Consider the following 24325-nt stretch of genomic DNA (forward strand, 5'->3'; position numbering starts at 1 on the left):
ATCCCCTGCGGCTTCCCCCCACCCCATCCCAGAAAGACAGGACGACATGGCTTACAACGGCATCAACCTCGACTACGCCAAGATCGAGGAGGTCGTGAACCTCCTCCACAACGCGCACGAGAACCTGCTCCCGACCCTGAGCAACCTGCGCAACCAGGTCAACGCGCTCGTCGACGACGGCATGGTGTTCCAGCAGTCCAGTGAGGTCATCCGGACCACCTACAACAACTTCGACACCAGCCTGCTCGCCGCGGTGAAGGGCATCAACGACTTCTCCGAGATGTTCAAGGGCATCAAGGAGAACGCGATCCAGTTCGACCAGGGCATCAGCAGCAGCCTCCAGGGCAACAACTGACCGTCGCACAACGGCGAGGGGCCGGACCGGAAGCGTGCTTCCGGTCCGGCCCCTCGCCGTTGTGCCGCTATGTGCGGGGCGGCCGCCCTCACTCCGCCCGGAGCGTGGTCAGGGGCACCTGGACCGCCAGCACCGTGCCGCCGGGACCGGCGGTCCAGCCGCGGCCGGGGTGGCTGACGCCGCGGACGACGCTGCCGGTCAGGCGCACACCGATCAGGTCGCCCTCGGCCATCGTCTTGGGGGCGAGCAGCAGGCCGCGGCGGGCCCGGCGGGCACTGACCGTCCAGCCGCTCATACCGCCCTGCAGACCGTCCGCCGAGGCGGCGTAGACCAGGCCGAGGCCCTGGTCGCGGCCGGAGAGGGCGATCTCCTTGAGGACCTTGTCGGCGGCCGGGTTCATCAGCAGGTCGGCGTCGTCGACGACGACCGCCCGCGGCCCGGGGAGCGCGTCCAGCGCCGCCCGGACGTCCTCCGCCGAGGGGTCGGCGCCGGTGAGCACCCGGACCGTGCCGTGCCGGGCGAGCGCGCGCAGCGGCGATTCCCGGGGGGCGAGGACGACCAGGGACGTACCGCCGGCCAGCAGTGAGACCGCCAGCGAGGCGAGGGTGTTGCTGCGCCCGGACCCGGCGGGACCGAGCACCCCGAAGACCGAGGAGGAGCCGGCGAGGTCGGCGCCGATCGGCTCGCCCGCGTCGCCTCCGACACCGAGCAGGCCCCACAGCGGCCGCCGGAACTCGGCGGGCACCTTGTCGTACGTCTCGGAGAACTCCACGGAGCGGGGCAGCGAGGCGATCTGGAACGGCCGGCGGGCCTGCGGCACGCGGGCGTCCCTCTTGCGGGCCTCGTCGCCGATGGTGCGCAGCGCCTCCGCCTGCTCGGTGCCGCCGCCCTCGGCGAGCAGCGCCACCTGGGTCTCGGTGCCGGTCAGGACGTGCCAGCCGCGCCCGGGCGGGATGTTGGACGGGATCTTGCCGGGCATCAGGCCGACCGCCTGGTAGTCGCTGCGGTCGCCCTGGCGCAGCAGCAGCTTGTGGTCGTTGTGCGCCGCCATCCGGCCGCCCAGCAGGGAGCGCTCGGAGCTGGCGATGACGTGGATGCCCGCGCCGGCGCCCTCGCGCACCAGCCGGATGACCTCCTGGACCAGGGCGCCGTGGTCGTGGTCGTCCAGGATGGCCGACAGGGAGTCCCAGCCGTCCACGAGCAGCAGGATGTGGGCGGGGCGCTCGGCCTGCGGCAGCAGGCGGCGCAGTTCGGCGATGCCGGTGGCGTTGTGCTGCTGCGCCAAGTCCTGACGGTTCGTCAGCTCCTGGTTGAGCCGGCGCAGCAGGCGGCCCAGGCGTTCCATGTCGTGCCGGGAGACCACGGCGCCGCAGTGCGGCAGCGAGGCGAGGGCGGCGAGACCGCCGCCGCCCGCGTCGATGCCGTACAGGTGCACGTCCGCGCTGCTCACCGCGCGGGCCGCGGAACCGGCCAGGGTGCGCAGCACCTGGGTGCGGCCGGAGCGCGGGGAGCCGATGACGTACAGGTGCCCGAAGGTGGCGAGGTCGGCGACCGCGACCCGGCGCTGCTGCAGCGCCGGCACGTCCTCCAGCGCGTACGGGATGAGCAGCCGGCCCTCGCGGGTGGTGCCCATCGCCTCCAGGTCCGCCAGCAGCACCCGGTCCGACAGGGGCGGCAGCCACGGGCTGGACTCCGGGGTGAAGTCCTCCAGCGTGTCCGCGGCGGCCCTGATCTCGGAGACCAGCACCTGGAGGTCGGTCGGTGCCGGGGCCTGGGGGGCGCCGGAGACCACGACGGTCTCCGCGGGCATGGCGGCGGCCCGGCCCAGTCCGTCCCAGGACAGCTGCGCCGCGTGGACCGGCCTGCGCTTGTCGGCCTCGGGCCGGGCGGCGCCCGCCTCCTTGGGCCGCGGGCGCTCGGCGCCGGCCCACGCCGTCTGGAACGGCTCGGACGACTTCGGGCCGCGGCGGATCAGGGCCCGTCCCGGGGTGGCCGACGAGATGTCGACGGCGTCCCGGGTGTCGATGATGTCCTGGCTCTCGTTCTGGTCCGTGACGCGCAGCGCGATCCGCAGGTTGGTGTTGGCGCGGATGTCGCCGGTCACCACACCGGCCGGACGCTGGGTGGCCAGGATCAGGTGGATGCCGAGCGAACGGCCGCGCTGGGCGATGCTGATGAGACCGGGAACGAAGTCGGGAACCTCCCGGACCAGGGTGGCGAACTCGTCGATCACCAGCAGCAGCCGGGGCAGCGGCTTCAGGCTCGGGTCGGCGGCGCGCTTGGCCTGGTACTCCGGGTGGTCCTTGGCGTCGGCGGCCGCGAGCACGTGCTCGCGGCGCCGCAGTTCGGCGCTCAGCGACTCCAGGGCCCGCTCCACCAGGTGGGCGTCGAGGTCGGTGACCATGCCCAGGGTGTGCGGGAGGTGCGCGCACTCCTTGAAGGCGCTGCCGCCCTTGTAGTCGATGAGGACGAAGGTCAGCTCGTCGGGGCGGTTGGCCGCGGCCAGCGAGGCGACGAAGGTCTGCAGCAGCTCGGACTTGCCGGAGCCGGTGGTGCCGGCGACCAGTCCGTGCGGGCCGTCCTGGACCAGGTCCAGGGAGAGCGGCCCGTCGAAGCCGGTGCCGATCACGAAGGACGTGGACGCGGGCCGCGCCCGCCAGCCCTCCAGGATCGCCCTGGCGTTCGGCGGCTCCTGGTCCAGCAGGTCCAGCAACCGCACCCGCTGCGGGAGTCCGGCGTCGTGCTCGGGGCTGACGTCGCGCACCGGGGCCAGCGCGCGGGCCAGTTGCTCGCACCACTGCGGCCCGACCTGGTCGGCGCGGACCGCCGGGACGTCGGGGGTGCCGGGGCGCTTGACGGTCAGCCGGCCGTCCGCGGCGAGCACCACGCCGGTGCTCTCCTCGGGCAGCAGCCGCTCCTGCTCGTCCAGGCAGACGCTGAAGACGCGCACGCCCGGGCCCTCGGTGAGCACCTGCACCATGCCGGGCACGTCGCGCAGGCGCCGGGCGCCGTCGGCGATGACCAGCACGTCGGGACCGCCGATGCCCGCGTTGCGGTCGGTGCCGGTCGCCCGCTTGCGCGACTGGATCTGCGAGACCAGCTCGCCGACGCGCGCGGTGGTGGACTCCGGGTCGTTGCCGATCAGTACGACGGGTCCCGCGGTGGCCGCGGGCCGCAGATGCGCGAGCCAGCGCACCCAGGCCCAGTCGGCGGCCCGCTCGGGCTCGGTGAGGACGACGATCCGCAGGTCGCGCGGGCTGTGCAGGACGGCCGCCTGCACCACCAGCCAGCGGGCCAGCGGCTGCACCTCGGCACCCGGGCCGGCGAGGCCGACGACGCCGTGGGCGGGGATGTCGACGCCGATGGGCGTGTCCGGGATGTTCCAGCGGATCGAGCGGTGGTTCTCGTCGCGGGAGGGGTCCTCCAGCTCGCGCAGCGAGGGCTGGTCGGCGGTGCCCAGCCGGAGCACCAGGTGGTCCGGGTCGTGCCGGCGCCGCTCCCACAGCCGGCCGCCGGGGCCGGTGGCGATCAGCGCGACCGCGGCCGGGTCGGGGCCGGTGACGTTGCGCACCTTGCGCTCCCGGGCGACGGCCTCCCGGACGCCCTCCTCCAGCGTGGCCCGGCGGGCCGAGTACTGGCGCTCCGCCTCCTCGTAGTCCCTGCGCGAAGTGCGGCGGCCGGTCACCCAGTTGGTCACCAGCATCGCCGGGCCGAGCATGATGAAGACGAGGTAGTAGTACGACTTGAAGACGCTGATCATGAAGAAGCCGAGGATGACCGGCGACAGCATCATCACGGCCGGGAACGGGCGCTTGTTCGGCGGCGTCGGCGGCGACGGCAGCCGGACCCGCTCGGCGTCCAGGTGCGGGGCGATCCGCGGCGGGCGGTTGTAGTCGATCCCGTAGCCGTCCGCCGAGGGCGTCACGGCGGCGTCCGGCTCGACCGGCCCGCTCAGCCGCAGCAGCACCGCGCCGACGGTCAGGTCCTCACCCGCCGGCCACGGCACGGGCTGCCCGGGAGCGCCGGTGCGCTCGGTGGCCGCGCGCGGCGGCCGGATCCGGCGCAGCGCCGTCACCGCGTCGTCCGGCGGCGGGGCGGCCACCCGGGCCCTCACCGACCCGCCGGGCTCCCCGGTGCGGTGCCAGGAGGCGGTGCCGTCCGCCGCGACGGTCACCCACAGACCGCGGGCGGGCACGCCCTCGGCCGCGGCGTCGAGCCGGATCGCGCAGAGCGGGTCGGAGCCGATCTCGTGGCTGCCGGGACCGAGCCGCCAGGTGCGTCCGGCGCCGGGGCCGGACACCACGTGCACTTCGGCCAGTTCCAGTTCGTCGTCGCCGGCCAGGCGCACCAGGTCGGCGGTCCCGGCGGGGGCCCCCAGGCCCAGCAGGCTGCCCTCCCGGACGCCGGTGCCGGCGACCGGCGCGGCGGGGTCGAGGCGGCTGCCGTCCGCGTACAGGGAGCGGGCGGCGGGGGCGGCGGCGGCCGCCCACTCCGGCCCGTGCCCGTCGGCCGGCTGCTCCTCGTGCTCCAGGGCGGCGGCGAGCTCCCCGACGGTGGCGTCGGCGGGCAGCCGCAGCTGGTGGTCGCGGCGGAGTCCGTCCGCGCTGTCCACGGTGGTGATGGTGAGGTTCACGATGTCCCGTCGGTGCGTCGGTGCGTCAGGGCGTCGGGGGCGCGGCGGAGACGCCGGCGATACCGGACGTCGTGGGCTCGGCGAGATCGTCCAGGTCCTCGCCGGTGTCGGCGGACGGGCGCTGGACGGCCGGCCGGACCGGCGGGGCGGACCGGGCCGGAGGGCTGTCGGAGGTGACCCCGAGCGCGAAGTCGGGCTCGGCCAGGTCGTCGTGGGGTGCCGCGGCGACGCCTGCGGGCAGGACGTCGGGGTGCTCCACGGGCGCGGTCTGCACCGGCGGCTCGTCGTCGTAGGGGCCGGGGCCGCCGGACGCCGGGTGCGGCGGCAGCGCGTTCAGCGCCTTCACCACCGCGCGCGCCAGCGGCAGGGCGTCGATCCGCCCGACGGCGGGGGCGCCGTGGACGGTCAGCATCCCGTCCGGGGAGGCGGCCAGCAGCCGCACCCGGCCGCGGGCGAGCCCGAGGGTCAGCAGGCGCACGCCGTCCGGCAGCGGCCGGGCCGGGGGCTCGGCGGTGACCGCGAAGAAGACGCCGGGCCGGTCCACGACCTCGTCCGCGGGGCGGCCCTGGTGACGCGGGTGGACACCGCCGGACACCGCCACCGTGCCCGCCGGGAGGCGCACCTCCAGCTGGGCCGCGAGCGCCTGGAGGACCGCGCGGGAGGCCCGCGGCGCGCCGTGCACGGAGACCGCGGAGGGGCCGGTGGCCAGGTCGAGCAGGACGGCGTGCCGTCCGTCGGTACCCGCGCAGACCAGCAGCGGCGCAGCGGCGGGACCGCTCGTGCCGCTCGCGTCGTTCACGTCGGTGCGGGAGATCCACCACAGCAGGGGGTCGGCGGGGTCCGCCGCCCACGGCTTCGGGGGGACGGGGGCCGGGGAGCCGTTCGCCGTGCCCGCGGCCAGCAGCACCCCGAGCAGATCCGGGCCGGCCAGCACCCCGTACGGGCGGGCCTGCGGGGCCACGTCACCCGCCAGGACCACGGCCCGCTCGGCGTCGGCCCACAGGTCCCGGTCGCGCAGCAGCCGGACGAGCAGCCGCAGCCCGCTCCGGTAGCGGACCTCGGTCCGCACCGGACCTGTGAACGCCCGGACCGTGAGCCGCACTTCGTGGCGCGTACGGCGCAGGAGCGCCTTCCACCCGCCGCCGCGCCGGACGAGCCAGTGCGTCACCGCCACCACGAGGATGACGGCGCCTGCCAGCCCGAACCAGGTGGTCAGTCCGCCGTCGCCCATCACGCCGCGGCCTTTCCGTCGGAGCCGCCCGTCGCCGGGCGGCTGTAGCCGCGTGCGCCCAGTTCGTCACGGAGCGCCCGTATGCCGTGGTGGGTGCGGGACTTCACCGTGCCCCGGGGCACCCCGAGGCGGCGGGCGACGTCCTCGCCGGCCTCGCCGAGCAGGTGCACCCGGGCGACCGCCTCGCGGTGCGCGGGAGCCAGCGTGTGGAGGGCGGCGACCAGCACGCAGCGGTCCCCGACCTCGTCCGCGTGGTCCGGGACGGACGCGGTGCCGGCCGCGGCGAAGTCCTCGGCGGTGACGCCGACCGGCACGGTCCGGTTCCTGCGGACCCGGTCGGCGACGAGGTTGCGGGCGACCCGGAACAGCCACATGCGGATGGGGCGGTCGCGCCACTCCAGGAGCGGCGCGGACTGCCAGGCCCGGAGCAGGGTCTCCTGGACCACGTCCTCCACGGTGTGGGGGTCGCGTCCTATCAGGCCCGCCACATAGCGGCGGAGACTGTCCCGTTCGGCGACGAGGAGCGCGACGGTGTCGGCCAGGTCGTCCGCACGGTCATGGTCGGCGAGGCTCACAATCTCCCCAGGAGTCCGAAGTGTTTGCGGCGGTGTTTGTCGCGCAGATTAAATCAGCGCTTGTCAACGGAGGTACACCGCACTCGGGGCGAAGGCGGCCGCAAATCGGCCAACCGTTCACTCCGGTGATGGTACAGCGGCCGGAATTCGCTACCGTGTCCCTGCCCCCTCGCCGCCTCAGCGGACCGGGCCGGGCCGGCGGATTTTCCGCAAGCCCCTTCGGGGCATTTCCGATGAATTCTTCGCGGCTTCAAGGAGGCGACGTGCCGTCCGTTCCCCATCCCGAGTCCCCGGGGTCCGCCACGGACCCGGGCGACGACCAGCCGGCACGGTTCACCGCGACCTTCGCCCGGCGCCCAGCCCTGCCACGGCGCGGGCTGCTGCCCGGCAAGCGTGTGTGGGCCACGACCGGCGGGGTGGCGGCGCTGGCCGTGGCCGCCGTCCTGATCGTGCCCCTGCTGGCACGAATAGACCTGTTCTCCGAGCCGGCGTCGACCTCCGTCCGCACGGTCTCCGGGGACACCCACGACCCGGCGGTGACCTCACCCGGCAGCCCCGTCCCCTCGGCCTCGGCGGCCCGGCCGCCGGCGGGCGGCCAACAGCCGCGGTCCGCCGCGGCGGGCACGGTCGGGGGCGGTTCCGGTGGGCTGGGCCTGCCGCCCGCCGGCAGCGGCACGTCGGGACAGCAGTCCGGCACCGGCGGCGGGAGCGGCACGCAGGGCGGGACGTCCGGCTCGGCCCACGGCGGCGGCACCAAGACCACCCCCTCCACGACCACCGGCGGCACGACGGGCGGCGGCACGACGGGCGGCACGACCGGTGGCACGACCGGTGGCACCAGCGGTGGCACCGGGGGTGGCACGAACACGCCTCCCGCGCCCGGCACGGCCCTGATCGGCAGCGGGTCCCACCTCTGCATCGACGTCACCGACGCGAACAGCGGCAAGGGCAAGGACGGCACCCCGCTGCAGATCTGGAACTGCAACGGCAACGCCAACCAGAAGTGGGAATTCGCCTCCGACGGCACCCTGCGCTCACTCGGTCTCTGCATGGATGTCGCGTGGGGATCCCACGAGAATGGCGCTGTCATTCAACTCGCGAACTGTCACGGCAGCGCCGCCCAGCAGTTCCGGCTCAGCGCCGCGGGTGACCTGGTGAACCCCGACGCCGACAAATGCGTGGACGTAGTGGACGAGGGAACCGCTTCTGGCACGCGTCTTCAACTCTGGACGTGCAACGGCCAGCCGAACCAGAAATGGCACAAGGGCTGACAACGGGCCGGGAATCCGGCGCCAGGACGGCCGCCGGCTCGTGCCTCCGCCCCGAGGGCCCGTTCCTCCCCCGTCGGGCCGGGCACGTCCCCGGCCCGACGGGAGACGCCAGGACGCGCTACAGGACCAGCGCCAGCACCAGCAGGGCCACCAGCAGCACCGCCGCCCCCACCGCGGACGCCCGCAGCACCTGCCGCCGGGACGGGAGCGCGACGACCTCCAGGTCCGTGAGGCCGGGGAAGACGTAGAAGACCCGGTCCGGCTCGTGGTCGGCGGAGAGCCGGGCCAGGGGCAGGTGGCGGATGGTGACCCGGCGGGCGACCTCGCCCGGGGAGCGGCCCAGCCGGGGGGTGATCGCGGCGCGGTGCGCGTCCTCCAAGTCGGCCGGGAGGTCGGCCCGGGACGAGGTCAGGACCGCCTCGCGCCAGGCCCCCGCGGACCGGGCGCGGCGCCGCGCGCGCACGGGCGGCCGCCGCTCGGGCAGCGTCACCTCCTCGGGGCGGTCGCGCTGCTCGATGACGGCGCCGGTCCATGTGGTGATCACGCCGGTGCCGGCGCAGGCGTCGTGCGGGACGGTGCCGGACCCCTTGCACTGCGGGCACGGAACGGAGCCGCCGCCGCGGCACTTGGGGCACTCCGTACGGGCGCGGCCCGCACACGCGGGGCAGGCGGCGCGCGGGCTGCGGCACTTGGCGCAGCGCACGCGCTCGGGCGAAGCCGTGTCCTGCACCCGGGCGGACGCGCGGTCCCGGGCACGGCCGGTGCCCTCGCACGAGGTGCAGGGGTCCAGGCCGCGGCAGGCGGCGCAGACGACGGTGGTGTCGCAGGGGATGTCGCCCCGGCCCTCGCACCGCTTGCAGTGCCACGTGCCGTTGCCGCACTCGCAGGCCCGCTCGCGCACGGAGTCCCGCTGGACGAGCTCGATCCGCCGCGGCCGGCCGGGTTCCGGCGGCGGATCGGTCTTGTACGTCGTCAGGTCGGTGTAGACGGCGCGCTTCGACAGGTCGGTGCGGCCCTTGTGGACCCGCGTGCTCTCGACGCGTGTCTCCGTGGTCCGTACGATCCGGCACTCCAGCAGCGAGTGCCAGGAGATCCGCACCGCATCGGGTGAGCCGAGACGGACGGGGCCGCCGCTCCGCCCGGACAGGTGCCGCTCCACTGCCCGGAGTACGTCCTCGTCGGTCGGCGGTGCGGACGGTGTTCCGTACAAGGCGTCAACTCCCCATCACCGGCGGATCAGAAGCGAGCAGGACCGCAGCGTACGGGCGCCCCGACCGGTCATCAAGAAGACGGGAGTTCACCGGGACACGCGTGCCCCGCCCTCCCCTCCCGGCGCAGCGGCAACGGCGGAACGGCGGCACGCGGAGCACCGACACGGAACAGCTCCGCGCCACCGGCCGCGGGATCCAGCCGCTCAACGCGGGGCGCCGGTGGGGCGCGCGAACCGGGCGAACACCCTGGAGGCCCGCCGCCCACGGCTGCGGGACTGGGACCGAACGGACCTGCCGACGCAGGAGCTTGACGCCCCTGTCCCGGCTCGGGCCGCCGAGCCCCGTCGCGACGAACAGCACCGCCCACCGCAGGATCCAGCCGCTCAACGCGCCACACGCGGACGCCGGTGAGGCAGCCGAACCGGACGAACACCCTGGAACCCGCAGACCACAGCGGCGGGGCCGGACCCGAACGGACGTGCCGACGCAGGGCCTTGATGTCCCTGCCCACGGTCGGGCCGCCGAGCCCGGTCGCGACGAACAGCACCGCCCGCCGCAGGATCCAGCCGCTCAACGCGGCACACGCGGGCGCCGGTGAGGCAGGCGAACACCCTGGAGGCCGCAGACCACAGCAGCGGGGCCGGGACCGAACGGACGTGCCGACGCGAGAGCTTGACGCGACTCGGACCGCCGAGCCCGGTCGCGACGAACAGCACCGCCCGCCGCGGAACCCAGCCGCTCAACGCGGCACACGCGGACGCCGGTGAGGCAGGCGAACCGGACGAACACCCTGGAACCCGCAGACCACGAAGGCGGGCACGGCGGGGACCGAACGGACGTGCCGGTCGGGCCGGCGGGCACCGACGCAGGGAGACCGCGAACGCCGGTTCGCGGCCCGCCCCCCGTGCGGACAGGAAGGTCGGCCGGGATGCCGGCCCCGGTGGCGGCCCGTACTTCGGCGGGCACGGCCTCGCAGCCGGCGGCGTCGTGCACGCACGAGGTCGCGACCGGCCGGCACTGCGGCCGCAGCGGCAGCCCCGGGGTGGGATCCGCGATGCGCGGCCGCTCCGCCGGGCCCCCGCGCGGGGGCCCGGCGTGACGGGATGTCAGGGACGGCCGAGGGCGCGGTACTCCCAGCCGGCGGTGCGCCACTGGACCGGGTCCAGGGCGTGCCGGCCGTCGACGATGCGGCGGGAGGCGACGACGGCGCCCATCGCCTCGGGGTCGATCTGCCGGAACTCGGTCCACTCGGTGAGCAGGACGACGACGTCGGCGCCGGTGGCCGCGGACAGGGCGTCGGTGCCGTAGGACAGCTCCGGGTGGCTGCGCCGGGCGTTCTCGGTGGCGGCGGGGTCGACGACGGTGACATGGGCGCCGAGCTGCTGCAGGGTGCTCGCGACATCCAGGGCGGGGGCGTCGCGGATGTCGTCGGAGTTGGGCTTGAAGGCGGCGCCGAGGGCGGTCACCCGCACCCCGGTGAGGTCGCCGCCCGCCATCTCGCGCACGAGGTCGACGGTGCGGGCGCGGCGGCGCTTGTTGATGCCGTCCACCTCGCGGAGGAAGGCGACGGCCTGGCCGACGCCGAGTTCCTCGGCGCGGTGCGCGAAGGCCCGGATGTCCTTGGGGAGGCAGCCGCCGCCGAAGCCGAGGCCGGGCTTGAGGAACCGCCCGCCGATCCGGTCGTCGTAGGCCAGCGCCTCGGCGAGGCCGGTGACGTCGCCGCCGGTGGCCTCGCAGACCTCGGCCATGGCGTTGATGTACGAGATCTTGGTGGCGAGGAAGGAGTTGGCGGCGACCTTGACCAGTTCGGCGGTGGTGAGGTCGGTGACGACCACCGGGGTGTCGCGGGCGATCACCGGGGCGAAGGCGGCGCGCAGCTGCTCCTCGGCCCAGGGGGAGGCGATGCCGAAGACCAAGCGGTCGGGGCGCAGGGTGTCGTCCACGGCGTAGCCCTCGCGCAGGAACTCGGGGTTCCAGGCGAGTTCGACCTCGGAGCCGGCGGGCGCGGTGTTCCGCACCAGCTCGGTCAGCCGGGCCGCCGTGCCCACGGGGACGGTGGACTTGCCGACGACCAGCGCCCGCCGGCGCAGGTGGCGGGCGAGTTCGGTCACCGCGCCGTCGACGTAGGTCATGTCGGCCGCGTCGGACCCCTTCTGCTGCGGGGTGCCCACGCAGATGAAGTGGACGTCGCCGAACTCGGCGGCCTCCTCGAAGCTGGTGGTGAAGCGCAGCCGCCCGGAGTCCAGGGCCTTGGCGAGCAGTTCGGGCAGGCCGGGCTCGAAGAAGGGCACCTCGCCCCCGGCGAGCCGCTCGATCTTGACCGGGTCGACGTCCACACCCAGCACGTCGAAGCCGAGCACGGCCATGCAGATGGCGTGCGTGGCGCCGAGGTACCCGGTGCCGATGACGGTGAGGCGGGGGGCCGTACCGTCGGCTTCGACGGTTCTGGCGCCGGCGACGTCCTCCGCGAGGGTGATGGCTGCCATGATCGCTCCAGGGTTTCTCGGTGTCTTCGCGGGTCGGGGGTGGTGCGGGGCGCCGCGGATCACGGTGCCCCCGGGACGTTTCGGGACGGGTTGCGGGCATGACGGGCCGCCGCGGCGGCCCGTCACCAGGACGGGCCCCGCGCGACGGTGGGACGGGGGTGCGGCGGGGCGGGCCCGGCGCGCCGCGTCAGGCGGCGCAGTCGGTGTTGGTCAGGCCCTTCCCCGCGCCGGTGACCTTGTTGTCGCAGGTCACCTTGTTGCCGTTGACGGGTGTGAGGTTGAAGCCGTAGCCCGGGCCGTCCACGTGCGCGATGTTGCCCTTGAAGGTGTTGCCGCGGCCCCAGCCCTTGAGGATCTCGTGCGTCTGGAAGCCGTCCGCGGACGCGTGGCTGCCGGTGTTGAAGGAGATCGTCCAGTTGTTGCCCTTGACGTCGACCCAGGAGTCGTTGTGGTCACCGGACAGGTCGGAGCCGTCGAAGGTGTTGCGGGTGACGGTCCCCCCGGTGGTGCCTTCCTTGATGTCGATCGACTCGGCGGTGGTGGCGCTGATGTGGTTGCCGGCGACCACGTTGCGGTCGCTGTTGTCCGGCTTGCACTTGCTGACCGTGCACCAGTTGGACTCGGCGCTGCCGATGTAGACGCCCTCGCCGAACTTGGGCTTGCGCAGCCCGGTGTCGCGGACGGTGTTGTCGCGGACGACGTTGTCGGTGCTGAAGTTCCGCAGGTGGATGGCCTCGTCGCCGATGTGCTCCACGGTCAGGCCCTGGATGACGGTGTGATCGACCTTGTCGGCCATCACGCCCTTCTGGCCGTTGCGCACCGTGAAGCCGACCAGCCGCCAGTAGCTTGCGCCGTCGAGGTGGAAGGCGTAGCCGCCCTCGACGTCGCCCGCGTCGATCACCGCGCCGGGGCCGCCGCAGACCCAGATCGGCCGGTCGGCGGTGCCCGCGGTCTCGGCGGTGAACTTGTCCTTGTACGTGCCGTCGGCGAGCCCGATGACATCGCCGGGCATGGCGTTGTCCAGGGCATCGTCCAGTGCGTGGGCGTCGCCCACCTGGACGGTGGGCTCCGGGCAGGTGACCGCGTCGGCCGAGGTCTTGGCGGACTCGGTGGTCTGCGGCGAGGACGACGGTGTCGGTCCGCCGAGCGGCCCGGTGACGGGCGCCGACGGCTCCTCGGCCGGCTCCTTCGGGGCGGACGGCGAGGCGCGGTGCGCGGTGTCGGTCGTCTTGTCCGCGGGCGGGTTGTCCCCGCCGCCGGAGACCAGCACCACGATCAGCGCCACGACGGCGATGACGAGGGCGGCCCCGGAGACCCACATGGACCGGGTTCCCTGCTTCATTCGGCCATCACCGGGACCCGGTCCTGGCCGGCGAGGCGGATCTCGCGGACGTTGTCCTTGGGCAGCGGGCGCTTGTCCAGGTACGGGTGGCGGCCGAGCTGCCCGCGGGAGCGGCGGCCGCGCTGGCCGAGCAGCGCGGAGAAGAGGATCAGCAGCAGGATGCCCGCCCACAGCAGGGTCATCGGGCTCGCGTAGTGGCGGAACTTCACCCAGAACGAGCTGGTGTCGTACCAGGCGAAGGTCTGGTTCTGCTTGACGGTGACGTCGCCGCTGGACCGCGTGCTGTCGATGGCGCTCGGCCCGACGCCGGCGATCACGTTGTAGGAGATCGTGGATCCGCCGATGTCCCCGACCAGCGAGATGCCGTGGTTGCCGGCGTTCTCGATGGTGTTGCCGCGCAGCTCGGCGACGGAGTCGCGCACGTACACGGCCGTGTCGGCGTCCTCCACGATGTTGCCGGTGACCTTGGCGCCGGTCACCCCGTCGCGCACCGAGATGCCCTGCCGGGACTGGCCGATCAGGTGGTTGCCGGTGACGGCGACCTTCTCCGCGTCCTTGCGGACCACGATGCCCATGTCGCCGCCGTTGACGGTGTTGTCCTGGACGCCGACGTCGGTGCCGCCGAGGACCTCGATGCCGTAGTGGCCGTTGTCCTTGGCGGTGCTGCTGGACACGGAGTTGGAGCCGTAGTTGCTGACGGACTGGCCGGAGGCGGAGGGGCCGTGGGCCAGCGCCTGGCCGCTGATCGTGAATCCGTTGCCGCCGTTGCCGATCGCCTTGGAGCCGGTCACGCGGACCTGCTGGGTGGCGCGGGCCATGACGAAGCCGTCGCCGCCGTTGTCCCGGGACTCGGTCTTCTCCACGACCGCGTTGGTGACGTAGCGGTGCAGCACCAGCCCGTCCTGGAGGCTGTTGCGGATGACCGTGTTGTCGATGGTGACGCCGGTGGAGCCGGAGGCGAAGAGCCCGTAGGCGTTGCCGGTCACGGTGGAGTGGCTGATGTCCGCCGAGACGAAGGACAGCTTGGGCACGTTGAAGCGGCTGTCCGGCGTGGTGAGCTTGCCCGCGGGTCCGGCCAGTACGCCGCTGCTGCTGAGCTGCCCGGTGTCCTCCTCGTCGGTGGAGTCCGGGCCGTCGAGGCTGCCGGTGTTGGGGCGGTCGGTTCCGGTGAGGCTGAGCCCGCCGGTCCGGCCGCTCCAGAAGCCCAGGTCGGAGATGTCGGCGTAGGTCATGGAGAACTGGCCGCCGATGGCACGGACATAGGCCCGGCCGTCCCGGGGGTCGGTGTCCGGCTTGTTCTTCTGGGGGTCCCAGCTGGTGACCTTGACGTGTGCCTGCGGGGCGCCGTCGAGCATGATCCGGCCACCGAAGGAGACGATGGAGACGAAGCCCAGGCGGCTGCTGGCCAGGTGCAGGTTCAGCCCGCCGGGGCTGGCCAGCCGCAGCTTCGCGCCGGAGTTCAGGTAGATGTTCTCGGTCAGCAGGTACGAGCCGTCGGGCTTGCGCACGAAGGTCTGCGGCGCGAGCTTCAGCAGGTCGGTGACGGTGTAGATCTGGCTGCGCCGGGTCAGGACGAGCGTGTAGCCGCCGGCCGTCTCCAGCCGGTACGGCTTGCTGTACTTCAGGTCCTTCAGCGGCGCGACCGCGGCGATCGCGCGGATCTGGTCGAGCCGGTGGTCCTCGCCCGCCGCCAGCGCGGTCTGGGTCTCGGACTCCTCGGTGGTGTACTGCGAGGTCGTGTCACCGGAGTCGTCGGCGAGCGCGGGCACCGCCGGGGCGAGCAGCAGCGCCGAGAGGGGCAGCGCCGCCGCGAGGCGCAGCGCGAGACGGGTGCGCCTCGCGGGTGTCGGGCGGTTCATGACTGGAAGGCCCCCATGCCGGAATTGGCGGTCGTCTGCGTCGTGCCGAGCGATGCGGAGTCCTGGCCCTCGCCGCCGATGGTGTCGCTGCTGCGGGTGAGCCAGCCCTGCTTGTTCATGGTGACGAACGCGTACAGCTTGATCGGAAGCGAGATCATGATGACCACCAGGGCGAGCAGCGGCAGCAGCAGCACTTCCTGGGGGTGCCGGCGCAGGTGCGAGTAGCCGCGGACGCCGCGGCCGACGAGCAGCCAGATGACCGCCAGCGCGATGCCCTGGGCGGTCAGTTCGAGGCGGCTGAAGACCAGATAGCCGACGGCCATGCCCATGGTGACCGGGGTGAGCAGGATCTGCAGCACCGTGATCTTGGTGACCAGCGGCTGACGCCACAGCCAGCCCTTGTACACGGCCGTGAGGTAGCAGCGGTAGGAGTTGCGGCTCCAGCGCACCCGCTGCTTGACGAACGCCCGGAAGGACGAGGGGAACATCGATATCGCGCGGGCCGAGGACTGGTGGACCGTCTTGTAGCCGGAGGCCAGCACCAGCCAGGTGAGCCGCCCGTCGTCGCCGGCTATGCAGCGGCGGCCGAGGAAGAACTCGTCCTCGAGGTTGGTCAGCACGGGCGTGATCGCCGCGCGGCGGTAGGCCGCGGTGCGCCCGGAGAGGCAGGCGACGGCTCCGGCCCGGCCCATCGCGGGGACGTAGTCGTAGTACCGGAGGTTGACCAGCCAGTCGGCTATGCGGCGCCAGACGCTGGAGCCGCGGAGGTACACGTTCTGCTGGGTGCCCACGCCGCCGACCGCGGGGTCGACGAACGGCATCTGCACCGCGTCCAGCAGGCCCGGCTCCCAGCGGGTGTCGGAGTCGACCAGGACGACGACCTCACCGCTCGCCGCGCGTATGCCGACGCCGAGGGCGGAGCGCTTGCCGCGGTGCTCGAAGGCGATCACGCGGACCCGGGGGTCGGTCACCAGCGACAGCCGGCGGAGCACCTCGTGGTCCTCCACGTCGGGAACGATGATCACCTCCGTCGGGTTCTGCGCCAGCCAGGTGTCCAGGCAGTCCAGGAGGATGTCGGGGTCCTCCCGGTAGGCGGGCACGACGACGGACGTGGTGGTGCGGAAGTTGTTCACCACGGGTCTCGCGAAGCGGGACAGCACGGCCCGGTAGAGCCAGAGTCCCCACACGAAGATGCCGGCGAGGCCCAGCGGCATCGCGTCCCGCCAGGACGTCTCGCCGACCGCCTCCACCAGCCATGACCAGGACGAGTCCAAGAAACTCGACATGAAAAAGGCCCCCACACGAACCGGGTCAATCGGGATTGACCAAAAAAGCGACGCAAGCGACTCAGGTACGGAGGAATCTAAGGCATCAAACACAACGCCTTCACGCGGGTAACACAAACTTCACTTTGGTCACGAACGTCCCTTCGTGAGGGGAAGTGCTCTCGGTGAACCGGAACGTATCGACCGATGGCCGAAATTGACTGCCCTGGTCAACGGGACCGGAGGCCGTCACCCGCCCCCTATCAGGCCGGGACCCTCACAGGTTCCACCACGGCACCCGCGCCGGGGCACCCGGCCCCCCGACGGGCTCGTGCTGACACTCCGTGACCTGTGTGGCGGATGTCACATCGTCACATCCGCACTGGTGAACGCGCGATGAACGCTTCCCCCGAACGCCTGGATTGTCCGCTTCGTCCGACGGTCAGTGGGCCTGCGGAGAACCGCCGGCGGGGGCGGGGCGGCCGCCCGCGGGATGGACCACGTGGAACTGGGGACCGTAGGTGCGGCCGCTGCCGTCGGGGAGCGGGATGTCCATGAGGGCCACGGCGGGCTCCTGCAGTTGCGTCATCACCTTGACCGCCATGTCCAGCGCGTGGGCGTCACCCGTGCCCCACGCGGCCTGGAGGTTGCGCAGCATGTCACTGAACCTGAGGTCGAACTGCTGGAGCAGGCGGCCCGGTTCGCGCGCCGGGCGGGGCCAGCCGCCGGCCGGTACGACGCCCATGGGGCGGACCTCGGGGAACGGGACGGGGTCGCCGGTGAACGCCCACAGCGGGCCGACCCGGCGCAGGGCGCGGCCGTGGTAGATCTCGGCGAAGGCGTAGTAGTGGCCGATCGCGTCATGGGCCAGGTGCGCCTGGGGGGAGGTGGACGTGCCCTCGCCCTGCTCCTTGATGATCTCGATCGCCCATTCCACGTCCCCCGGCGAGGTGATCGGCCGCAGCGCGTCGCCGCCGATCCGCTCGGTCATCTGGCCGCGCGCGCTGAGCGCGGGCCGGACGTCGCGGAAGGCGTCCAGCAGCCCGTCGTAGAAGTCACCGATGGTGGGGGGCCCGCCGAGCGCGCGCAGCAGCGGGTTCTCGGGCATCTCGATGCCCATCATCACGTCGTGGACGTACTCCTTGGTGAGCCCGGACAGGTACACCGTCAGCTCGCTGCGGACCCCGCCCGGCAGCGGCCCCGGGTACGCCGGCACCGCGCCCGCGATCCAGGGGCGGCCGCCGACGGCGGTGAGCATGTTGCAGACCAGGCCCATGTGGAACATCTCGTCCACGACGATGCTCCGGAGCCTGCGCGCCGCCTCACCGCGGCGGTCCTTCACCGACCACCAGGCGCACAGGTAGGGCGGGATGGTCGACAGCTCCAATTGCACCGCGATCTGCAGCGCCTGCCGGATCCAGCGCACGTCGCGACCCGGAGCGGGCACGTCCAGCAGCCGGGCGACCGTGCCGCGCTGCGGCGCCCGCGCCGCGGCCTGGGCGGTTCCACCGAGGACGGCGGGCCCCGCGGCGGCCAGCGCGGCCGTGGCGACGAACCCCCGCCTGCCCAGGGCCCCGGTGGCGTCGTGCGCGCCGGCCGGGACCTCGCCCGGTCCGGCCGGTGCGTTGCCGGTGTCGTCGCGGCGCTGAGTCACCCAGTTCTCCGTCCCCGAGGAGCCGTCTGCGGAGGCTGGCGAAGCTACCAGCCGCCGCGGACGCTCCCGGGGCGCTGCACCCGGCGTGGCGGCGGCTCCGCCCGTGCGGCGCAACGGCGGCGCGCAAGCTCGGCAGGTGCGGTGTGGAACGCCGGATCCGGGGCAGCCGACCCGTGCGGCGGAACGGCCGCGGGTGTGAGGAAAGAGCCCTGGGCGCCGGGTTTCCCCCGGCCCGGCGTCCGGCTCACCCCCGCGACGCGGGCACGGACGCGAGCGCGACGGCGGCGAGCAGCAGCAGCGCCGGGGCGAGCGCGAGGGCGTTGCCGCAGCGGATCTGCAGCACACCGCCCACGAGCGCGCCCGCGAACATGGCCGCCACCGACAGCACCCGGCGCGCGGTGGCCGGTCCCGGGCGGTCCGCCGCGAGCCCGGTCACGGTGAGGGTGAGCACCGTGGTGGTCAGGTCGGGCACGGCGAGCTTGCGGACCACGGCGTTCTGCAGGCCCATCCCCAGCGCGAGCAGCACGATCGGCACATAGCGCGAGGCGTCCGCGCCGCAGGCGCCCATCGCGGCCGCCACCAGCACCGCGTGCGCGGCCACCAGCAGCGTGAACAGCCGTACGGGGTGCGTGACCCGCGACACCAGCCGCCCGCCCGCGGCCGCCCCCGCGAAGAACGCCGCCCCCGCGGTCAGGGACGCCGCGGCGGACAGTGCGCGGTCCCCGGCCAGGGCGAATCCCAGGAAGACCACGTTGCCGGTCATGTTGGCCACGAAGACCCGGCCCAGCCCCAGGTAACTGACCGCGTCCACCACCCCCGTGACGAAGGTCAGGACGAGCAGCAGCGGCGGCAGCACCCCGTGGTGGCCGGGCGTGCCGGGGAAGAGGCGGGCGGCGGCCCGGCCGAGCGTCGACTCCATGGCGGAAGCCTGACCGCACCGGCGGCAGGACGCCACCACCGGGCACGCGCCGGGGAGTTCCGGTCACGGCATCGACAGCCTCCGCAGGGCGAGCACACCACCGACACCCGGCACGAGCGCCCGCACCCGGGCCGCCGCGGCGGAACCCTCCGCGCGGTGCACGCCCACCACGACCCAGAGGTACGCACAGCCGTGCACCGGACCCATGAGCGACGAGACCTGCGGCAGGTGGACGGTGGCCAGGTTGGCGAGCAGCACGATGAGCGAGAGCAGTTCGACGGCGGAGGCGATCCGCAGCGGGCGCACGGCGGTCACGCTCCCGTCGTCGAACCGGGGCGGACGATCATCAGCACGGTGACCGTCGCCCAGAGCAGGTTGAAGACGCCGGTGAGCATGGCCAGGCGCGCGACCGTCCGGCCCGGGTCGGTCCCCGCGTCGAGCGCGGCGAGCACCGCTTCCTGCCGGGGCAGCACCAGCAGGCCGAGCACGCCGGCGGCCAGGGCCGTCAGGGCGATGGAGGTGATGAGCCAGGCGTCGCCGAGGACGCCCATGCTCCCGGCCGTGGCCAGCCCGAAGACCGGGACGGCCGTGCCGAACCCCGCGTACACCCGGCAGACGCGGTGCAGCAGCGGCGCCGACCGCGGCGCCTGACGGGCCATGCGCGGGAACATACTGGCGGCCACGGTGACCGGGCCGACGGCGACGATCGCGGCCAGGACGTGCACCGCGAGAAGGAACTTGGTCACGGGGCCGGTCCTCAGGCGCCGGCCGGGACGGGGTCCACGGCGTGCGCGGCGCGCGGCCCGAGGCCGGGCGCGGGGGTGAACCCGGCGGCGACGGCCCCCGTCCCGGCGTTCCACGGCGCGTCCGGGCCGAACGCGCGGATGGTGGCGTCCACGCCGGCCGCGGCGGCCCGCTGGGTCGCTCCCCGCAGGCCGCCGGGCACGTGGCGCGGGCCCTCGACGCCGCCGGCCTCCGGCGTCTCGTGGGACGCGAGGACGGCGAGCGGGTCGAAGCCGTCGTACTGGACGAACCGGGCGTGCATCGGCACCCCTCCACAGCGGTGGACGTTGATCGGACGCCTCAGACGCTAGGACGGCGCACAGCAGAGCAGAAGTGGCGTGATTGCCATATCCCAACGGATTCCCGCCAGGCCCGTCAACCCAGGCATCTTTCACGCAGACCTGGCAGCAGCATTGGCCGGAATCCGGTGGCCATCTACACTCGCGCCATGCACACGGTCGCCGTCCTCGCGCTCGACCAGGTGATCGCCTTCGACCTGGCGGCCCCGATCGAGGTCTTCTCCCGTACCCGGTTGCCCGACGGCCGCCCCGGCTACCGGCTGCGGATCTGCGCGCCCGCGCCCGAGGTGGGCGCGGGTCCGTTCACGCTGCGCGCCCCGTACGGGCTGGAGGGCCTCGCCGAGGCCGACACGATCATCGTGCCCGGCACCGCGGACCCCGCGCGGCCGGTACCGGAGGAGGTGCTGCGGGCGCTGCGGGAGGCCGCGGCGAACGGCACCCGGATCGCGTCGGTGTGCGTCGGCGCGTTCGTCCTCGCCGCCACCGGGCTGCTGGACGGGCTGCGGGCGACGACCCACTGGCTGGCGGCGGCCCAACTGGCCGCCCGCCACCCGGAGGTGACCGTCGACCCCGACGTCCTGTACGTCGACAACGGGCAGTTCCTCACCTCGGCGGGTGCCGCCGCCGCGCTCGACCTGTGCCTGCACATGATCCGCAAGGACCACGGCTCCGCCGTCGCCGCCGACACCGCCCGGCTCTCCGTCATGCCGCTGGAACGCGAGGGCGGCCAGGCCCAGTTCATCGTCCACGAGCAGCCGCCGACGCCCGCCGGGGCCACGATGGAGCCGCTGCTGCGCTGGATGGAGGAGCACTGCGACCGCGAGCTCTCCCTGGAGGACATCGCCGCGCACGCCGGGACCAGCGCCCGTACCCTCAACCGCCGCTTCCGCGAGCAGACCGGCACCACCCCGCTCCAGTGGCTGCACCGCGCCCGGGTCCGCCGCGCCCAGTACCTGCTGGAGTCCACGTCCCATTCGGTGGACCGCATCGCCGTCCAGGCGGGATTCGGCTCCCCCACCGCCTTCCGCGAGCGCTTCAAGCGCGTCGTCGGCACCAGCCCGCAGGCCTACCGGCGCGCCTTCCGCGGCTGAGCGGGGGTTCAGGCCGTCACGGCGGCCGCCCGCCGCCGGCGCGGCGCCCGTACACCGGACAGGTCGCGCGCGGTGACGCTGTTGCGGTCCGCGACCCCGCGGCCGAACGCGAACTGCGGCCACAGCCCCGCCGCGACCCGGCGGCTGCGCTCGCTCCAGCGGCGGGCGGCCGCACCGCGGGTCTTGTAGAAGTTCAGGGCGTAGCCGCCGGTGTGCACACGCAGCAGGCAGAAGCCGCCGGGGTACTCCTTCACGGCCCCGACCTCCTGGAAGGTGACGCCCGGGGCGGCGGGCAGGACCGTGCGCTTGTTGCGGTGGGTGTGCCCGGCGTGGTGGAGGAAAACGCCGGGGGCCGCCGCGTAGCCGTCGAGCAGGGCGCGCGCCTGGCGCCGGTCGAGCCGCTGCCCGCCGGTGACGGGGAACGGCGAGTCCGGCACCGCCGGCGGGTGGTGGCCGAACACCACGGTCGGCTGGTCGGCGTGGTCCCGCAGCCGCCCACGCAGCCAGGACATCTGCTCGGGCGAGAGGCCGCCCGCGTCACCGCCGTTGCCCGGTTTGTCGTAGGTGTGCAGGCCGATGACGCGCAGTCCGTGCAGGTCGTGGTCGAACCACCCCGGGCCGTCGGCGAAGGGCCCTGCGCCGGGGGCCGCCGCGCGGTCGTGGTTGCCGCGCACCGCGAACCAGTCCTCGCCCCGCCGGCCGAAGCCGTCCAGGATGCCTTTGGCCTCGTCCAGGTCGGCGGCCGAGCCGCCCGCGGTGAGGTCACCGGCCGCCAGCAGGAAGTCGGCCCCGCGCAGGCGGGCGTCCTCGGCCAGCGCCCGGCCCATGATCTGCGGGTACGGTGCCAGGCCCGCGTCCTGCCCGACCCCGCGCAGCAGCGGGATGCCCGCGACCAGCCCGGCCCTGACCTCGCCCAGGTGCAGGTCGTTGCAGAGCGCGACGGCCAGCAGGAAGCTCCCCGGCGGCGGTTGCGGCGTGGTGAAGGCGTACGGGCCGCCGTCGCCCAGCCCGTACGGGGACGTGCCCACGGCGTTCCCGCCCACCAGGTGCAGCGGTGTCGGCGCCGCCGCCGTGCCCCGCGAGCGGGCCCGGTACCAGTAGGTGCGCCCCGGCTCCAGGCCGGTCAGCTCGACATGGTGGTGGGCGGTCGGCCCGTCGTCCCCGTACGCGGTGCGGTCCAGGCGCGCCGGGTGCGTGCCCCAGTCGACCTCCCCCTCCGTCGGCGCGGGCACCATCGCGCCGGTGCCGTCGTCGGTGCCGGGCACACCCGTGTACCAGGTGATGACGGCCGAGTCCTCGGTGAGCGTGACCAGTTCCAGGTGGACGGCCGCCACGGCGTCCGGGTGCGGAGGGCGCCACGAGGCCGTCCGCCGCCGCAGCGACGCGGATGCGGCGGCCGTCAGCAGGGCCGGGGCGGCGGTCAGGCAGCAGCGCATACCTCCGGCGTGCCCGCGGGGGGTGAACGGCGGCGGTGCCGGCGGCATCGGCGCCGGGTCGGGGCGGCGTACGCGCGGCGCCGCAGCCCCGGCAGCCGCACGGGCCCCGCACCCCGCATCGCCTTTCCGCCATCCGCACAGCGGCCGTACGTCAGCGGGAGGACACCCGGAAGACGTGTCAGCAGGGCAAGAAGGGACGACAGTACCTGCGGACAGGCGCGTGAGGCGCGGGGGCTAAAGAGATCATGGCCAAAACCATCCAGCACATCCGAGCCCTCCTGCGGCGAATACCCGTCCGCCAGATCGCCTGCACGGCCCCCATCGTGCTGGTCGGCTACTGGGTCGTCCTGCACTGGCCGCTCATCGCCTCCGGCGGGCGGCAGCTCCTCGACGCCAACCGCGTCTGGCTGGTCGCCGCGATGGTGGCCACCGGGCTCGGCTGGGTCGCGGTCTCCCTGATGCGGCAGGGCGTCGTCCTCGAACGGCTCCCCGCCGGACGCCTGCTGGCCACGCAGTTCGCCGCGGGCGCCGCCAACCACCTGCTGCCCGCCGGGATCGGCGCGAGCGCCGTCAACCTCCGCTTCATGCGGGCGTGCGGCCTGCCCCCGGCCCGGTCGGCGGCGGCCATCGCCCTGTACTTCCTGGCCGAGTGCGTGGGACGCGGCGCGCTGCTGGTACTGCTGATCGCCGTCTTCCCGCACGCGCTGCGGCTGCACGGCCTGCTGCCGAACGGCGTCTCCTTCTCGATGGGCACGACCGCCGCCGTGATCGCCGCCGTCTGCGCGGCGGCGGTGATCGGCCTGCTGGCCGTACGGAAGGTGCGCACCGCCATCCGCTCCTTCCTGGCCACCGCCCTCACCGACGCCCGCACCCTGCACGCCCGGCCGTCGCGGGCACTGGCACTGTGGGCCGGCGCGCTCGCCTTCCCCGCCCTCCAGGCGGCCGGCCTGGTCGCGGTGTCGATGGCCCTCGCGATGCCGGTGCCGATCGGGCATGTCGCGGTGGCGTACGTCGCGGCGAGCATCGCGGCCGCCGCCCTCCCCACCCCGGGCGGCCTCGGCTCCGTCGACGCCGCACTCGTCTTCGCCCTCGTCGCCTCCGGCGCCTCCGTCGCGGCGGCCACCTCCGTCGTCCTCGGCTTCCGCATCGTCACGGTCTGGCTGCCGCTCATACCGGGCGCACTGACGCTCGGCGCACTCGTCCGCTGGAAGGTCGTCTGAGGCACGCGCTCCGCGAACCGGGGGCCGCTCATCCCCGGCGCACTCGTGCGCCGGAAGGCCGTCCGACGCACGCGCTCCACGGATCGGCGGGCCCCGTTCCCCAACCGGCGCCGCCGTTCGCCCTCGTGAACGTGGCCCCTCGGCAGATCGGTGGGCCACGCCGTCCGGCGCAAGACCGGTGATGCCCCCGAACCGGCCGTGCGGCGACGCCCGTTTCCGGGCCTCCGTCGTACCCGGCCTCCGCATCGTCACGGCCTGGCTGCCGCCCGTCCCCGGCGCACTGACGCTCGGCGCACTCGTGCACCGGAAGACCGTCGCACGCCCTCTTTGACCCCTGCCGGGCCGTCGTGAACCTGGCCCCTCGGCACGCCGGCAGGCCGCGCCGCCCGGCGCGGGACCGGTGATGCCCCCGAACAAGCCGCCACCCCCGGCGGACGGCGGGCCCGTTCCCCAACCGGCCCCGCCGCACGTTCCCTCCGGCACCCCGCCGGACCTCCGTCACATCCGCCGGAAGGTCGTCCGACGCACGCACGTCGCCCCCTCTTGGACGTCCCGCCTCCCGGGGCCGTCGCGAACATGACTCATCGGCACATCGGCGGGCCGCGCCGCCCGGCGCGGGACCGGTGATGCCCCCGAACAAGCCGCCACCCCCGGCGGACGGCGGGCCCGTTCCCCAACCGGCCCCGCCGCACGTT

At 74.2% G+C, this 24325-nt stretch carries 18 protein-coding genes; 4 read left to right on the top strand and 14 right to left on the bottom strand.

The annotated features are described in order from the left end of the window. Positions 1 to 46 precede the first annotated feature (46 nt). Positions 47 to 355: a hypothetical protein gene (locus ACIP64_RS27125; RefSeq protein WP_319663852.1), complete on the top strand. Its 309-nt coding sequence runs from the start codon at positions 47 to 49 to the stop codon at positions 353 to 355. A gap of 88 nt (positions 356 to 443) precedes the next feature. Here ACIP64_RS27125 and ACIP64_RS27130 read toward each other — a convergent pair whose 3' ends face one another. The 3 genes from ACIP64_RS27130 to ACIP64_RS27140 are packed head-to-tail and all read right to left on the bottom strand — an operon-like array spanning position 444 to position 6794. Further along, the gene (locus ACIP64_RS27130) at positions 444 to 4988 is read right to left on the bottom strand and encodes an FtsK/SpoIIIE domain-containing protein (RefSeq protein WP_401591673.1); all 4545 of its coding nucleotides are present in this window, start codon (positions 4986 to 4988) and stop codon (positions 444 to 446) included. Between the two features lie 25 nt (positions 4989 to 5013). Further along, the gene (locus tag ACIP64_RS27135) at positions 5014 to 6219 is read right to left on the bottom strand and encodes a hypothetical protein (protein ID WP_401591675.1); all 1206 of its coding nucleotides are present in this window, start codon (positions 6217 to 6219) and stop codon (positions 5014 to 5016) included. After that, a complete protein-coding gene (locus ACIP64_RS27140; protein WP_401591677.1) occupies positions 6219 to 6794 on the bottom strand; it encodes a sigma-70 family RNA polymerase sigma factor in 576 nt (191 codons plus the stop codon). Before ACIP64_RS27140 ends, ACIP64_RS27135 begins: the two co-directional genes overlap by 1 nt. A gap of 263 nt (positions 6795 to 7057) precedes the next feature. Between ACIP64_RS27140 and ACIP64_RS27145 the strand changes: the two genes are divergently transcribed. After that, a complete protein-coding gene (locus tag ACIP64_RS27145; RefSeq protein WP_401591679.1) occupies positions 7058 to 8065 on the top strand; it encodes a ricin-type beta-trefoil lectin domain protein in 1008 nt (335 codons plus the stop codon). A 118-nt stretch (positions 8066 to 8183) separates the two neighbouring features. Here the strand turns inward: ACIP64_RS27145 and ACIP64_RS27150 are convergent, their stop codons facing one another. The 10 genes from ACIP64_RS27150 to ACIP64_RS27195 all read right to left on the bottom strand — a co-directional run bounded on the left by ACIP64_RS27150 (position 8184) and on the right by ACIP64_RS27195 (position 19846). Then, positions 8184 to 9275 carry a hypothetical protein gene (locus ACIP64_RS27150; protein ID WP_401591681.1) on the bottom strand — a complete coding sequence of 364 codons (1092 nt, stop codon included), beginning with the start codon at positions 9273 to 9275 and terminating at the stop codon, positions 8184 to 8186. A 1107-nt stretch (positions 9276 to 10382) separates the two neighbouring features. Beyond that, positions 10383 to 11762 (bottom strand): UDP-glucose dehydrogenase family protein, encoded by a 1380-nt coding sequence (locus tag ACIP64_RS27155; protein ID WP_401591683.1) that lies wholly within the window; start codon positions 11760 to 11762, stop codon positions 10383 to 10385. Between the two features lie 187 nt (positions 11763 to 11949). Further along, entirely contained in the window at positions 11950 to 13083 is a 1134-nt protein-coding gene (locus tag ACIP64_RS27160) for a right-handed parallel beta-helix repeat-containing protein (RefSeq protein WP_401591685.1), read from the bottom strand. A gap of 17 nt (positions 13084 to 13100) precedes the next feature. Then, on the bottom strand, positions 13101 to 14963 hold the full coding sequence (locus ACIP64_RS27165; RefSeq protein ID WP_401591687.1) for a right-handed parallel beta-helix repeat-containing protein: 1863 nt from the start codon (positions 14961 to 14963) through the stop codon (positions 13101 to 13103). Continuing rightward, the gene (locus ACIP64_RS27170) at positions 14960 to 16249 is read right to left on the bottom strand and encodes a glycosyltransferase (RefSeq protein ID WP_401591689.1); all 1290 of its coding nucleotides are present in this window, start codon (positions 16247 to 16249) and stop codon (positions 14960 to 14962) included. Before ACIP64_RS27170 ends, ACIP64_RS27165 begins: the two co-directional genes overlap by 4 nt. Positions 16250 to 16670: 421 nt before the next feature. Beyond that, positions 16671 to 17882: a ferritin-like protein gene (locus tag ACIP64_RS27175; protein ID WP_401591691.1), complete on the bottom strand. Its 1212-nt coding sequence runs from the start codon at positions 17880 to 17882 to the stop codon at positions 16671 to 16673. Positions 17883 to 18126: 244 nt separating this feature from the next. Further along, entirely contained in the window at positions 18127 to 18801 is a 675-nt protein-coding gene (locus ACIP64_RS27180) for a YoaK family protein (protein ID WP_401591693.1), read from the bottom strand. A 63-nt stretch (positions 18802 to 18864) separates the two neighbouring features. After that, positions 18865 to 19116: a DUF3817 domain-containing protein gene (locus ACIP64_RS27185; RefSeq protein WP_401591695.1), complete on the bottom strand. Its 252-nt coding sequence runs from the start codon at positions 19114 to 19116 to the stop codon at positions 18865 to 18867. Then, the gene (locus ACIP64_RS27190; RefSeq protein WP_401591697.1) at positions 19113 to 19547 is read right to left on the bottom strand and encodes a hypothetical protein; all 435 of its coding nucleotides are present in this window, start codon (positions 19545 to 19547) and stop codon (positions 19113 to 19115) included. The genes ACIP64_RS27185 and ACIP64_RS27190 overlap by 4 nt, the downstream gene beginning before the upstream one ends. Positions 19548 to 19558: 11 nt before the next feature. Continuing rightward, positions 19559 to 19846, bottom strand: coding sequence for a hypothetical protein (locus tag ACIP64_RS27195; RefSeq protein WP_401591699.1), 288 nt, complete (start codon positions 19844 to 19846; stop codon positions 19559 to 19561). Between the two features lie 186 nt (positions 19847 to 20032). Between ACIP64_RS27195 and ACIP64_RS27200 the strand changes: the two genes are divergently transcribed. After that, positions 20033 to 20974 carry a GlxA family transcriptional regulator gene (locus tag ACIP64_RS27200; protein WP_401591701.1) on the top strand — a complete coding sequence of 314 codons (942 nt, stop codon included), beginning with the start codon at positions 20033 to 20035 and terminating at the stop codon, positions 20972 to 20974. A gap of 8 nt (positions 20975 to 20982) precedes the next feature. On the opposite strand, the gene ACIP64_RS27205 is transcribed toward ACIP64_RS27200, so the two are convergent. Further along, positions 20983 to 22410 carry a fibronectin type III domain-containing protein gene (locus ACIP64_RS27205; RefSeq protein WP_401591703.1) on the bottom strand — a complete coding sequence of 476 codons (1428 nt, stop codon included), beginning with the start codon at positions 22408 to 22410 and terminating at the stop codon, positions 20983 to 20985. 245 nt (positions 22411 to 22655) lie between these two features. On the opposite strand from ACIP64_RS27205, the gene ACIP64_RS27210 reads away from it, so the two are divergent. After that, positions 22656 to 23630, top strand: a complete 975-nt coding sequence (locus ACIP64_RS27210; RefSeq protein WP_401591705.1) for a YbhN family protein — start codon at positions 22656 to 22658, stop codon at positions 23628 to 23630. Positions 23631 to 24325: the final 695 nt, after the last annotated feature.

This window comes from Streptomyces sp. NPDC088733 (assembly GCF_044751185.1).
Taxonomy (GTDB): Bacteria; Actinomycetota; Actinomycetes; order Streptomycetales; family Streptomycetaceae; genus Actinacidiphila.

Excerpts from the sequence above, each read along its gene's own strand:
- ACIP64_RS27125 (WP_319663852.1), top strand. The coding sequence starts at position 47 with ATGGCTTACAACGGCATCAACCTCGACTACGCCAAGATCGAGGAGGTC.
- ACIP64_RS27135 (WP_401591675.1), bottom strand. The coding sequence starts at position 6,219 with ATGGGCGACGGCGGACTGACCACCTGGTTCGGGCTGGCAGGCGCCGTC.
- ACIP64_RS27155 (WP_401591683.1), bottom strand. The coding sequence starts at position 11,762 with ATGGCAGCCATCACCCTCGCGGAGGACGTCGCCGGCGCCAGAACCGTC.
- ACIP64_RS27160 (WP_401591685.1), bottom strand. The coding sequence starts at position 13,083 with ATGTGGGTCTCCGGGGCCGCCCTCGTCATCGCCGTCGTGGCGCTGATC.
- ACIP64_RS27165 (WP_401591687.1), bottom strand. The coding sequence starts at position 14,963 with ATGAACCGCCCGACACCCGCGAGGCGCACCCGTCTCGCGCTGCGCCTC.
- ACIP64_RS27170 (WP_401591689.1), bottom strand. The coding sequence starts at position 16,249 with ATGTCGAGTTTCTTGGACTCGTCCTGGTCATGGCTGGTGGAGGCGGTC.
- ACIP64_RS27180 (WP_401591693.1), bottom strand. The coding sequence starts at position 18,801 with ATGGAGTCGACGCTCGGCCGGGCCGCCGCCCGCCTCTTCCCCGGCACG.
- ACIP64_RS27195 (WP_401591699.1), bottom strand. The coding sequence starts at position 19,846 with ATGCACGCCCGGTTCGTCCAGTACGACGGCTTCGACCCGCTCGCCGTC.
- ACIP64_RS27200 (WP_401591701.1), top strand. The coding sequence starts at position 20,033 with ATGCACACGGTCGCCGTCCTCGCGCTCGACCAGGTGATCGCCTTCGAC.
- ACIP64_RS27205 (WP_401591703.1), bottom strand. The coding sequence starts at position 22,410 with ATGCGCTGCTGCCTGACCGCCGCCCCGGCCCTGCTGACGGCCGCCGCA.
- ACIP64_RS27210 (WP_401591705.1), top strand. The coding sequence starts at position 22,656 with ATGGCCAAAACCATCCAGCACATCCGAGCCCTCCTGCGGCGAATACCC.